The organism is Ureibacillus endophyticus, assembly GCF_003628435.1.
Lineage (GTDB): Bacteria > Bacillota > Bacilli > Bacillales_A > Planococcaceae > Ureibacillus > Ureibacillus endophyticus.
This window is the reverse complement of the sequence record NZ_RBZN01000038.1, coordinates 18,667-30,959: the sequence shown is the minus strand read 5'-3', so window position 1 is coordinate 30,959 and position 12,293 is coordinate 18,667. Positions and strand designations below refer to the sequence as shown.

The 12,293-nt window shown below is 34.3% G+C and carries 13 protein-coding genes; 3 read left to right on the top strand and 10 right to left on the bottom strand.

From position 1 onward, the window contains the following. The first annotated feature begins 144 nt into the window (after positions 1-144). Entirely contained in the window at positions 145-1,116 is a 972-nt protein-coding gene (locus tag D8M03_RS13295) for a DUF5050 domain-containing protein (RefSeq protein WP_121215314.1), read from the top strand. A gap of 263 nt (positions 1,117-1,379) precedes the next feature. Further along, a complete protein-coding gene (locus tag D8M03_RS13290) occupies positions 1,380-2,357 on the top strand; it encodes a hypothetical protein (RefSeq protein ID WP_121215313.1) in 978 nt (325 codons plus the stop codon). Positions 2,358-2,490: 133 nt separating this feature from the next. On the opposite strand, the gene D8M03_RS13285 is transcribed toward D8M03_RS13290, so the two are convergent. The 3 genes from D8M03_RS13285 to D8M03_RS13275 form a co-directional block, all read right to left on the bottom strand. Continuing rightward, positions 2,491-4,617: a transglycosylase domain-containing protein gene (locus tag D8M03_RS13285; RefSeq protein WP_121215312.1), complete on the bottom strand. Its 2,127-nt coding sequence runs from the start codon at positions 4,615-4,617 to the stop codon at positions 2,491-2,493. 228 nt (positions 4,618-4,845) lie between these two features. Next, positions 4,846-5,286 carry a DMT family transporter gene (locus D8M03_RS13280; RefSeq protein ID WP_121215311.1) on the bottom strand — a complete coding sequence of 147 codons (441 nt, stop codon included), beginning with the start codon at positions 5,284-5,286 and terminating at the stop codon, positions 4,846-4,848. A gap of 92 nt (positions 5,287-5,378) precedes the next feature. Further along, entirely contained in the window at positions 5,379-6,242 is an 864-nt protein-coding gene (locus tag D8M03_RS13275) for a LysR family transcriptional regulator (protein WP_121215310.1), read from the bottom strand. Between the two features lie 108 nt (positions 6,243-6,350). On the opposite strand from D8M03_RS13275, the gene D8M03_RS13270 reads away from it, so the two are divergent. Continuing rightward, the gene (locus D8M03_RS13270) at positions 6,351-7,043 is read left to right on the top strand and encodes a class I SAM-dependent methyltransferase (RefSeq protein WP_121215309.1); all 693 of its coding nucleotides are present in this window, start codon (positions 6,351-6,353) and stop codon (positions 7,041-7,043) included. A gap of 158 nt (positions 7,044-7,201) precedes the next feature. Here the strand turns inward: D8M03_RS13270 and D8M03_RS13265 are convergent, their stop codons facing one another. From D8M03_RS13265 to D8M03_RS13235, 7 genes are all read right to left on the bottom strand, one after another. After that, complete coding sequence (locus D8M03_RS13265) at positions 7,202-7,357, bottom strand: DUF1540 domain-containing protein (protein ID WP_121215308.1); 156 nt, start codon at positions 7,355-7,357, stop codon at positions 7,202-7,204. Between the two features lie 87 nt (positions 7,358-7,444). Further along, the gene (locus D8M03_RS13260) at positions 7,445-8,440 is read right to left on the bottom strand and encodes an HAAS signaling domain-containing protein (protein ID WP_121215307.1); all 996 of its coding nucleotides are present in this window, start codon (positions 8,438-8,440) and stop codon (positions 7,445-7,447) included. Beyond that, a complete protein-coding gene (locus D8M03_RS13255; protein ID WP_121215306.1) occupies positions 8,427-8,774 on the bottom strand; it encodes a PadR family transcriptional regulator in 348 nt (115 codons plus the stop codon). Before D8M03_RS13255 ends, D8M03_RS13260 begins: the two co-directional genes overlap by 14 nt. A gap of 156 nt (positions 8,775-8,930) precedes the next feature. Next, complete coding sequence (gene nhaC, locus D8M03_RS13250; protein WP_121215305.1) at positions 8,931-10,307, bottom strand: Na+/H+ antiporter NhaC; 1,377 nt, start codon at positions 10,305-10,307, stop codon at positions 8,931-8,933. 338 nt (positions 10,308-10,645) lie between these two features. Continuing rightward, a complete protein-coding gene (locus D8M03_RS13245) occupies positions 10,646-11,299 on the bottom strand; it encodes a class I SAM-dependent methyltransferase (protein ID WP_121215304.1) in 654 nt (217 codons plus the stop codon). A gap of 43 nt (positions 11,300-11,342) precedes the next feature. Then, on the bottom strand, positions 11,343-11,915 hold the full coding sequence (locus D8M03_RS13240; protein WP_121215303.1) for a hypothetical protein: 573 nt from the start codon (positions 11,913-11,915) through the stop codon (positions 11,343-11,345). Then, positions 11,905-12,234: a PadR family transcriptional regulator gene (locus tag D8M03_RS13235; RefSeq protein WP_281272161.1), complete on the bottom strand. Its 330-nt coding sequence runs from the start codon at positions 12,232-12,234 to the stop codon at positions 11,905-11,907. Before D8M03_RS13235 ends, D8M03_RS13240 begins: the two co-directional genes overlap by 11 nt. Positions 12,235-12,293 lie beyond the last annotated feature (59 nt).

Below are 12,293 nucleotides of genomic sequence, written 5' to 3'. Positions count from 1 at the left end.
GTTGTGTGGTGTGGTAACCTCAACTAACATCAAAATTCAGGGGGTGGCAAGTTTTTTTGCATAAAAGACTGTAAAACCAACGATTATTAGCGATTTATATATATAAGTTTTGACAATACGGTTAATGAAATGGAGGGAGAATAAATGAAAAAGTGGTTAATCATTCTTACATTATTCATCACTTGTATTATTATTCCTAACAATACAGAAGCAAAAGGAACGGCTTTAAAAGACAGTAACAACATTCACACCTTTGCTGAAAAAGATGGGAACCTTTATTTTATTAATTCCTTTGGGGAGTTAAATAAGGATCCTGGCATTTATAAAATAAGCAGAGATTTAAAAAGCCAAAAACTGATTCGAGAAGGGAACTTCAATAATCTTTATACTTATGGCAATAGCTTAATAGCCTATAGTTTTGACGAATTTATTCTCCAACAAATAGCGTTAGACGGTTCGATAATTCGTGAATACCCGGAGATTGATACCAATGAATTTGTCATTGATGGAGACTATATTTATTATCACAAATATGAAAAAGGTCTTTATCGGATGAAGGTAAATGGAAAAGACAATCAATTACTATACAAACCAAAAGGCTATGTAAGTGAATTTACTGTGAATAATGGATGGCTATATTTCGCTTATTATGCGAATGTAAACCCTAACTCGTTTGAAGAGCCAACACTATTTAACTTATCGAAAATCAAAATTAGTAACCCATCAAAAGAAACGGTATTATTAAAAAATGTAGCAAATGTAGATTCACTCGTAGTAGATGGTGGATTTATTTATGCAGTGGTTCATAAAAACGTAGATAATTTGGACCGATATATATACAAAATGGACTATAATGGTAAAAATCTAAAACGGATTTCTCCTATTGAATCAAGTGGTACCTTCTTTGTCGGAGGTAAAAATATTTATTTCACAGATAATACCCGCAATGATATCCGCTATATGTACCGTATGACGACAGATGGAAAAGGTTTGAAGAGCATTGGAAGTGTAAAAGGTTCCTTCACGTTTTCTGGCTATTCCAATAATATATTTTATTTTGTTGTTCAGAAATACGATCCAATCCGATTTACTCTCCATAGTATTCCATTAAAATAATTCTTCAACATGGAGTTGTCTGAAAAGTCATTTTGAGACAGCTCCTTTGTAACTGACGCTACCGCTTTCGTCACAGATAAATTGCGACAAGGATAGTGGAAATTTATTTCGACTACCGCAGGAGCATTTTTACTGTGACGAGGATGGTGACAACCACCGCAGGAACAATAATTCATAAGAGATATTTATCAAGAAAGAAAAGAGGTGTCCAAAAAATTATTACTTTTTGGACACCTCCATTTGGTTTTTATTAGGAGGACAATATGAAAAAAATGTATGTTTGGGTGATGATCGTTGCAATGGTCATCCTCACAGCCTGTTCCGATGCTTACCAAGATGCGATGGATAAAGGAATTGAGAGTTTAGGAGCAAAGGATTATCATCAATCCGCACTTTATTTTGAACTGGCATTGAAGGAAAAAGAGGACAATCAAGAGGCTCAAGTTTATTTTGATTTGTCAAAACAAATGCAAGAAGCAATGGATGCTGTAGAACAATATGACTATGAAGTTGCATTACCAATCCTTCAAGAAGTGATAGAAAATGAAGCGGCATTGCAAACAGTAAAAGATGAGGCACAAAAAATCTTGAAACAAATTCAAGAAGAAAGTGAACTAGTTGCAGATGTTGAACGAAAATTAGCAGTGATCAACGATTTGATTTCGCAAGAAGATTACCAAGCTGCTCAAGAAGAACTTCAGCTATTACAAGAGCAAATTGGTACACAGGAATTATTAGTAACTTATCAAAGTGAAGTGGTTGCGTTAATGGATGATGTAAACAGTGCGCTAAATAAGAAAGTCGAAGCTGATGAGCCGCAACAATCTCAAGTTCAGTATGCAACTTATTCAAACGAGCGATATGGTTTTCAACTACAATACCCTTCAGACTTAACAATGGATCCACCCCCTACAAACGGAGATGGCGCAACGTTTCGTAATGAAGATTTTACGCTCCTCGCCTATGGGTCTTTGACGAATGTATTGGAGCCAGGTGAAACTATTCATACCTATTATGATAGAGACCTAGAAGACATCCCAGTTGAAATTAGCTATCAAAAGTTAACAAATGATTGGTATGTGCTTTCTTATAATGATAATGGCATCATTACTTATAAGAAATTTTTCTTTGGCGATAGCTTTGCAAATACGTTAATCATTACGTATCCCGAAAGTAAAAAGGATATCTATAATCCCATTACTGCCCATATTGCTGAAACCTATGTATCTACTGCAGAATAATATTTTCGAATAAGGAAAAGGATAGATAACAAGAATGAAATTTTCTTGCATCTACCCTTTTTATTTTTTTCTATAGAAACCTTTAGAAATGAGCCAATTTAGAACAGTCGTTAATCAGAAAACGTGATGATTCTTAATCATCATCCTTTTCTCTTTCCCGTTTCTTGTCTTCCCTTTTCTTATCTTTTTCTCGTTTCTTTTCTTCGTGCTTCTTCTTATGTTCTTGTTTCTTTTCTTTTTTCTTCTTCTCTCGGTCTCGTTTCTTTTCTTCCCGTTTCTTCTGTTTGTCTTCTTTCCGTTTTTTCTCTTTTTCTATTTTCTCTTCTTTCTTCCACTTGTCTTGAAGCTGTTTTCCTATTAACGGTAAGGTAAATTTATTTTGGGAGAATTCAGCTTTAGATTGGGTGAATATTTCTTTAAAAATGTTTGTAACGGTCGCGTTGTTTGGTTCCATTATATAATGATTTTCATCGGTTTTATCATATCCCATCCAAACTGCCCCAACAATTTCTGGAGTATATCCGACAAACCAATGATCCTTCGCTCCTCCTGCATTCTCAAAAGGAAGCTGTGTTGTACCCGTTTTTCCAGCTACTTCAAAATCATCAACTTGAGCATTCTTCCCTGTGCCCTCTTCAACAACACCTTTTAGCATATAGGTCATTTTCTGAGCCACTAAAGGATCCGTTACTGTTGTAGTAGTATTCTTCCATTCTGCAATAATCTCGCCATCTGCATCTTCAATTTTTTGAATTGCGTGTGCTTCTACCATTTCACCATTATTCGGGAATGTGGAGTATGCTTGAGCCATCATTAAAGGCGATACCCCTTCATTTAAGCCACCAAGCGCTAACCCTAAATTATTGTCTTCTTCCTTCAATGGAATGCCGTAACGTTCTACTGAATTCGTACCAGATTTCAACCCCATTGTTTGCAATAACCAAACTGCCGGGACGTTATAAGAATTGATTATTGCTTCATACATCGTAACTTCCCCACGGAATTGTTTGTCATAGTTCATTGGTTGATATCCACCTATATTAATCGGTGAATCCTGCAATCGATCATACACATCGTAGCCTTGCTCTAAAGCAGGCGTATAGACTGCTAATGGTTTCATCGTAGAGGCAGGTTGTCGTTTTAATTGAGTGGCACGATTATATCCTCTAAAAACATGTTCCCCTCTTCCACCTATAAGTGCGTTGATTCCACCGGTTGAAGGATTAATGAAAATGGCTCCACTTTGAATCAACTGATCCGGTTGCCCTTCAGGAAACATCTCGTCATTACTATACACCTGCTCTACTGCATTTTGGATTGTAGGGTTTAATTCTGTATAAATTTGAAGTCCCCCAGAAAGTACTTCATTTTCTGTCAGACCATATTTAGTGATCGCTTCTTCAAGAATATGATCTACGTAGTAAGGAAATTTTCCTTTATAATCATCAACCTTGTCGCCCTCTAAAACAATAGCCTGTTCTTTTGCTTTTTCCATTTCATTTTGACTAATGTAACCTTCCTTTTCCATTAATGATAAGACGATATTTCTCCGTTCAACGGCTCTATCCATATCTTTAAATGGAGACAAAATAGATGGCGCCTTAATCAACCCAGCAAGCATAGCTGACTCAGCTAATGTTAAATCGCTAACATCCTTGCCAAAGTAGGTTTGCGATGCACGTTGTATGCCCCAAGCACCTTCACCAAAATAAATTTGATTTAAGTACTTTTCCATAATCTCTTCTTTAGAGTAAGTTCGTTCAATTTTTTTCGTCAAAATGAGTTCTTTAAACTTCCTTGTATATGTACGTTCCTGTGTTAAAAAGACATTTTTGGCCAACTGCTGAGATATGGTGCTTCCTCCCGCGACAATATCACCACTCATCATATTTTTCGTAAATGCTCGAATAATAGCAATGATATTGATTCCATCATGCTTATAAAATCTTTGGTCTTCTGTAGCAATCACTGCCTGAATTAAATACTTTGGAACCTTTTTTATACTAACACCTTCAATATTTGAAGCTTCGACTTTACTCGCTATATCTCCATTTCGATCATAAATAATCGTTGGCTGTGGAGTAGGTTCTTCTAGTTTACTAACATCACTTTTCCAAACAAAAATATTAAAGATAAGCAAGGCACATAGAAACAATACAAAGATAGATGCTAAAATCGTCAATAATAATTTTTTATTATTTAATTTATTCCAAATCTGCCTGGTTAATTTTTGTTGTTGTCTTCTTTCCGTTCTTTTCAAATTTTATTCCACCTTCTAATCTAACAATGTTGAAGATTCATTGTTGCATAAGTGTTATTGTTAGATAAGGTATAAAGATAGTCAATAGGGATATCGTAACCCGCTACTTTGTACCCTTCTGCGCATTTAGTTTATATCAAACAATAAAAAGTAGTGTTTAATCAACAAGATAAAAGGCACTATCACTGATTTCCAGGATAGCGCCTATTAACTGAAATTGCTTTATAGTTATTTTTTATTATATAGATATAATGCAATAAACATTAATACAACAGCAGCTAGTTTGTTCATGTCTACCGGGCGACGTTCTGCACCAAACAGTCCAAAGTGATCAATCACAACACTTAAAATAATCTGACCAACAATGACTGCTAGCAAGGTAGTCGATACACCAATTTTTGGCACAACCAGCACTTGAACGATGACAAAAAATGCACCTAAAATCCCACCAATTAATTGCCATTTTGGTACAGATGAAACAGATGAAATTTGACCGTTGCCAAAAAATATTAAAACAAATAATAAGACCAATGTACCTAATGCAAAACTAAAAAAGGCACCCTCAATCACACCAATTTTTTTCCCTAAACCACCATTAATCTGACCTTGCACTGCCACTGCCATACCAGCAATTAGCGCAAGCATAGGGAACAGTAATTTTAACCACATTTCCATTCTCCTTATATGTATAAACATTTCTCTAACTTATATTCTACTAAATAATAAAAAAACCTTTTGTAAGTTCTCGTATTGCTATATTTTTATAAAGAATCTCGCAAAAATTTAATAAAGTTCCTTGCCTCATTTGTCTCTATTTTCGTAATAGCATATGTTGAGGAGGTAGGTGGTGAAATTTTCACAGATTTTACTTCCGTTAATTTCTTATTTGCTAGTTCATCCTTAACCATAGAATATGGTAAGTATGAAACACCAAGACCATTTTCTATAAATTTTTTTGTTACTTCTATTTGATTTACCACCATCGTTCGAACTGTTGGATAATGCCTTCTTACATTAATTAATAACGAATCCCAATAATCTGGATGATTATGAGTTATTAGGCGATAATTAGATAATACTTCACTTTCAATAGCACTTGCTCCATTCTGTAAATTAGCTCCGACTAAAATAACTGGCTCTTCATGAATAATTTCTGTTTTTAATTTAGTTTCCAAAGGCAGTGCTCTGGATAGTCCTAAATCAGCTTTTCCAGAACTTATTTCGCCACCTATTTCAAAAGACTTCGTGACATTGATAATCACTTCGATATCAGGATTTTCATCGATAAACGCACGTAACAACGAGGGTAAAAATGATGATGCAATTTGAGGTGCTGTTGCAATAGTTAATTTACGATTATATCCTTGTTTCCAAGATTCAAAGTTGTCAATCCCTTGTTCATACTTTAATACTAATTCCGTTGCATAAGGGAGAAATTTATACCCAGCTTGAGTTAATCGTACCTTTTTTCCACTTCTTTCAAATAACTGTGTATTAAGATGCTCTTCAAGTCGTCTTATATGCTTTGTAATAGCAGGTTGAGTCAAAAATAGTTCTTCCGATGCTTTCCTAAAATTTTCATACTTCGCACATATAATAAATGTTTTCATCCATCTAATATCCATTTTATCCTCCTAATAACGGTTCGTTATCAAAAAATGTCATTTTTGTTAATTTTAATTATTGATAATAGTCATTATAATTCAATTAACAATATGAAGGGGGAAAAAATTATGGTTTATCAAAGTTCAAAATTATCTATTGTCCAAAAGTTTAATGAAAATGCAGAAAAGTATGACTCACAACGAAGAAAATTGATTCCATGTTTTGATGATTTTTATTCTATACCAGTATCTATTATAGAAACCCATTCTTCAACGCCAACTGTGTTAGATATTGGTGCAGGAACTGGTTTATTCTCATCTTTTATATTAAATAAATTTCCTGAAGCAAAAGTAACACTTATTGATATTTCAGAGAAAATGATAAATGTTGCCAAAGAACGTTTCTCCCATTTTTCAAATATCAATTATATTGTCGATGATTATACTTCCTACGAATATGATAATAAGTTTGATATTATTGTTTCTTCTCTTTCCATACATCATTTAACAGATACAGAGAAGAAAAATTTATACATTCAAATTTATGACTTACTAAATGATGGCGGTATATTTGTAAATGCTGATCAAGTTTTAGGACATACCGCTTCACTTGAAAAGCTTTATAAAGATGATTGGAAAAATAAAGTTGAAAGTAGTGGATTAACAGAAGAGGAAATCTACGCAGCCTATGAAAGAACTAAGCTAGATAAGATGGCCACTTTAACACAACAATTAAATTGGTTAGAAGAAAGTGGTTTTAAAGATGTTGATTGTATTTATAAATACTTTAACTTTGTTGTAATGTATGGAAGAAAAATATAATTGTTTTTTGGGAATAAAACGTCCATTTTAAAGAAATATGCTTCCTAAAGGGAGATCTGAGGAAAAATAATTGAAGTAACACGAATGAAAATGAGAGTTATTATCAATACTATCAATAATAAAGGGTAACCAATCGCAGTTGGTTACCTCTTAATAAATTAGTTCTCAGGTTTAAATGTTTTGCAATCTGTTTCTTCACTAGTAGATGCTTCTTTACCTTTGTTGCTAACTACATAAATTTTTTCAGCACTACATTTGTTCCCGTTTGCCCAATACTGGCAGTTATTTACCTCACAAAGAACTTCTTGTTGCATAGTATCAACACCTCCTCTTGTCATATCATTGACAAATTTGAGGTTGTTGATACTATTTTTCTTTATCAAATTCAAAATTTTAACATGTTACTTATGAACTCTCGCTCGTTTGAATCCATCGTATACATTGATGGCAGCACTGATTATAAATATGCAAATTGCACTAACAATTAACCAATTATTAAAATTCTCCTTCGAGAATAAATCGCTCATGTATGAAATAAATTGTTGGTTCATTAATTTGGAATTGGTAATAATCATAATGAAGACTACTGTTACAATTAGTTCATGGATTGCGTTAAAAATAGCCATTCGTTTTGTCCATTGTGCCTTTAATAACTTATATAAAGACATAGCAATTTCAATCCCGATTATTATCACAATGATTGGTAAGTATTGTAATAACACTTCCTGATTAAGAGCAGGCATCACAAATTTTAATCCATTTTCAGTTCCATGATAAACACCTACAAGTTGATTCGCATTAAAATATACTGTAGCCCAAATGGCAGTCCACATTAACCCACCAAATATTTCAAATTTTGATATCGCTTTTTTCTTCGGGATATATGGAATATTTTTCAATTCATCTGCAGTCCATTTTCCCGTGTTTAATGTTATGGGTTGTTCATCTTTATTTTTATCAACTCTCTCAATAATGACAAAAGTAAGTGTTAGCCAGAAAAAGACTTGGATGCCCACGTCTATAGTTGCCCATATTCCTTCACCAATAATGTGTAAAACAATACTTAGAATCGCCTCATCCCCACTGTATCCAAAGACGTTTTGGCTAATTACTGTAATCAAGGAGATGACCGCTGCAATAGGTAGAATCATTTTTAATAACGAAACGTAAACATCAAAGTAGCGTGGACCGATTAAATGCATTGGCTGATCCTTATAACCACTTGCTAATACTGCTGGGTTACCTAAAGTATTCAGCACTTCCTTTACATCTTCCTCACTATATTCACCAGGCAACATATCCTCTATTGTTGATCGTAATTCAAGTGCAATATCTGATCGCATTTTTTCAGGCAGCCGACGAGTGACTTCTTGAATGTATATATCAATCAACATCATTTTCTTCATCCTCTCTTAATATCGTATAAAGTTCTTTCGAAATGCTCATCCAATCTTCTTTCAATTTCAAAAAGATTTCCAAACCATAATCACTTAAAACATAGTACTTACGTGGTCTGCTCTCTGACGTATCCCAACTACTTGAGACAAGCTCTTGTTTTTCTAATCGACGAAGCAATGGATAAAGCGTACTTTGATCAATGGTTATTCCTGATTCCTTTAACAACTGAACGAGTGAATATCCGTATTGAGGTGTTCTTAACTGACTTAATACCGCTAATGTCAATGTGCCTCTTCTAAGTTCTGTTGTTAATGAATCCAATAAATTACTCATGTAATCACCTCACTCAACAATAATGTATGTCGTACAGTATTTAACTTATACTATGTATCGTACACTATTGTTGTGACAAAATGCAATGACAAAAGTTTTAGCAATAAAAAAACAGATTAGAACTAATTCTAATCTGCGTAATCTTTATATTTATATTTAGGTTTTTGATATCGTTAGATTTAACCATCCAAATAGGATCGTAAGGATTGGACTTAGTAAACAGAAGAACGCAAACGGTAAATAATCGATTACGGAAACGTTAAGTGTTGAGGCAATGAATAGTCCACATACACTCCAAGGGACAAGCGGATTTACGACTGTACCCGCATCTTCCATTACTCGGCTTAAGTTTTTTGATTGTAAGCCTAGTTCTCTATACTTTTGCTTAAAGGCTTCTCCTGTTAATAAAATCGATAAATATTGTTCTCCAACTACAACATTAATACCAATTGCGGTAAAGGCCGTACCAGTTATTAATGCTCCAATTGATTTTAATAAACTTTCAATTTTGCTAAGCAATGTTTGAATAATCCCTAAAGCAAACAATAACCCACCCATGCTGAGACTAAGCACAACAAGCATAATGGTAAAGAACATATTACTGATACCACCGCGAGTTAACAATGAATCAATCACTTCCACGCCTGTTTCAGAAACAAAACCACTATATAAAATTGCACAGTAATCGCTAATGGATAAAGACGTATGGAATATTGATAAGAAAAGCGCCACAAGAGAACTAATTATCAGTGTTAAAAATGCCGGCACTTTTATAAATGTGCAAACAATCAAGACTAGAAGTGGAACAATCGCATACCAATGAACTAAATTTGTATCTTGTAAACTAGCTTGATAGTACTCAATCGTTGTATTATTTACTCCTGCAATTGAAGGCGATAAAACAGCATATAAGACACCACTAATTATAAACGCAGGAATCGTTGTCCAACTCATATTTTTAATATGTTCAAATAAATCAATATTAACGATGCTCGCAGCTAGATTTGTTGTATCTGACAATGGCGACATTTTATCACCAAAAAATGCTCCGGATACAATCGCGCCAGCTGTCAAAGCAATAGATGCATCAATGGCTCCTGCAATACTTACAAACGCAACCCCAACCGTCGCTACAGTCGTTAATGAACTACCAATGGCTGTACCGATAATTGCTGTAATGATAAATACAATTGCATAAAAGAAACTAGCTGATACGAGGGTAAAACCCATATATAAAAGCGTTGGTATTGTTCCACTAACAATCCAGCTACTAATCAGGATACCTATTAAAAAGAAAATATAAATAGCACCTATTCCTGAAATGGCTCCAGATTTCATACTTTCTTCCAACACTTTAAATGGCACACGCTTTAGCAAACCATAAAAAATAAGAAGAATAATGGATAACAGAATTGGGATATGTGGTGTACTACCAAACTTACCGATTGCAAATGAAATGATTGAAATAACGAGAATTACAATGAATAATGCTTCGAATACTGACGGTTTTGATTTTGCCTCAATAGAAAACATATGCTGTATACTCCTAGATGAAATTATTTCACAATACTAACTTTAGCGCTTCAACGCGACAAAGTCTTTATCATTCTAGCATGTAATTACTTAATGTCAATAGAGGGCGAAATTTTTAGAAGTAAAAATGGATAATTCAAATGTTAAATAAGACGAGTGGTAAATATATTGGTGTAATTGTGGATACAGTACGTAAGGATTTGTAGATATAAAATAATATTTCTGTAATGTGAAAAAACCCCAAAAAGTTAGTAACCCGGCAATGACCTTGCCCATTGACTTAGTCCATTTAGAAAATGAGTTGATTCAACATGTTCAACTAAAAAACGTGAACGACTTTATTTATCAAGATAAACATATAAACTGATTCCTTCGTTTCTAATATGATAGTTTTTAAAAGGACTTTGTTTAATAAATTCAGCAAATTCTTCTTTTGTATATGCACCTTTCTTTAAGAACGTCTTAAATGAAAATTTGACGAATAACCTATCAAACCCTTTCATATTACTTACTTCCTCGTTGATATCCTCATTTGTTGCCTCATGATTCATGTCGATGATTAACGCTTTTCCCTTCTGTTTCAGCACTCTATGAATCTCACATAATGCCTTCACAGGATCCTTAAAGTTCTTAAATGCAGCACTACACACAACAAAATCAAACTGGCAATCTTGAAAAGGTAGGTTTGACACATTCCCCTCTAGAAAATTTACTGAAACAGCTGCTTCGCTTGCGTTTCGTTTTGCGATTTCTACAAAATCAGGACTGATATCCACTGCTGTTACATGAAAGCCTCTTTTGGCAAGTTCAATGGACAAATACCCTGGGCCAGGTGCTACTTCCAAAACATTAGCACCTTTTCCTACATAGTATTCGACTTCATTGGCATAGCTTTGCATTTCCGGAAGCCTGCTTTTTCGAGAGTTTCTGTCATACTCTTTTGCGACGAAACCATAAATACCAATATCCTTCTTTTTTCTGATATTTCTCACGACAGTTCGCCTCCCTCAGTCTTTTAAGAATGTTAGCCACTTTCTATTTTTTCTTTAATAGAATAAACGCATTGCTAATTAGGCCTAAACCAATTCCGATGATTCCCCCAACAACGACACCAATCAGCGTATCTATCCACCCTCCTGAGTAGAACATATCTTTCCCGCCACTACCGAGAAATCCAGTTAGAGCGCCAATCGAAACGCCAAAAAACATAAAACCAGCGTAAAATAATCCGATTGCTTCATAATGGGCAGTATCAAGATTTTCATAGTATTCAGCAAATCTTTTCTGTAAATTGGCAGAATCTGTGGTTTCGCTACGAAACTTCAGCTCTTCCTTCGCACGTTCAAAGGCTTCCTGCTCAGATATTCCCTGTTCGATTAAATCGTTCATATAATCACTCATGTACAGCATCATATCGTTTTGAGCTTCAATGGACATATTTGATTCTTTCTTTAATTTTGAAAGCTTTGCTGCAACCTGCCCCCTCATTTGACCTGTCTTATATTTCAACTTTTCAAGATATGTCATTTCTGCTTCTTCCAAATAATATTGGGATTGTTCCTTTGCAAACTGTCTAATTTTCCCTTTCATCTCATCACTAAATTTCATTCTCTTTCTCCTCCAATCTTAAAATTTGAAGTCGCTCACGTAAAAAATCCCATCTAGCCCAAAAAGCAACTAATTCTTCATGCCCTCGCTCATTTAGTGTATAGAACTTCCTTGGAGGGCCTAATTCAGAAGGTTTTTTTGTAATGTGAACTAATTTGTTTTTTTCTAGCCTAAGTAGTAATGCATATACAGAGGCTTCAGCCACTTCTTCAAATCCTAATGAGCGCAGTTTTTTAGTAATCTCATAACCATATATTTCACCGTGACTTATAATTTCCATCACAATACCTTCCAAGACGCCTTTCAGCATTTCGCGCATGTTCTGCAAAAAAATCACCTCTTTTCGTACTCAACAATATTGAGTACTACTACATAATA

Bases quoted from the DNA above. Each gene is read 5' to 3' on its own strand.
- D8M03_RS13270 (WP_121215309.1), top strand. From the start codon at position 6,351: ATGGTTTATCAAAGTTCAAAATTATCTATTGTCCAAAAGTTTAATGAA.
- D8M03_RS13265 (WP_121215308.1), bottom strand. From the start codon at position 7,357: ATGCAACAAGAAGTTCTTTGTGAGGTAAATAACTGCCAGTATTGGGCA.
- D8M03_RS13235 (WP_281272161.1), bottom strand. From the start codon at position 12,234: ATGCGCGAAATGCTGAAAGGCGTCTTGGAAGGTATTGTGATGGAAATT.
- D8M03_RS13280 (WP_121215311.1), bottom strand. From the start codon at position 5,286: ATGTGGTTAAAATTACTGTTCCCTATGCTTGCGCTAATTGCTGGTATG.
- D8M03_RS13260 (WP_121215307.1), bottom strand. From the start codon at position 8,440: ATGATGTTGATTGATATATACATTCAAGAAGTCACTCGTCGGCTGCCT.
- D8M03_RS13290 (WP_121215313.1), top strand. From the start codon at position 1,380: ATGAAAAAAATGTATGTTTGGGTGATGATCGTTGCAATGGTCATCCTC.
- D8M03_RS13255 (WP_121215306.1), bottom strand. From the start codon at position 8,774: ATGAGTAATTTATTGGATTCATTAACAACAGAACTTAGAAGAGGCACA.
- D8M03_RS13275 (WP_121215310.1), bottom strand. From the start codon at position 6,242: ATGGATATTAGATGGATGAAAACATTTATTATATGTGCGAAGTATGAA.
- D8M03_RS13240 (WP_121215303.1), bottom strand. From the start codon at position 11,915: ATGAAATTTAGTGATGAGATGAAAGGGAAAATTAGACAGTTTGCAAAG.
- nhaC (WP_121215305.1), bottom strand. From the start codon at position 10,307: ATGTTTTCTATTGAGGCAAAATCAAAACCGTCAGTATTCGAAGCATTA.
- D8M03_RS13295 (WP_121215314.1), top strand. From the start codon at position 145: ATGAAAAAGTGGTTAATCATTCTTACATTATTCATCACTTGTATTATT.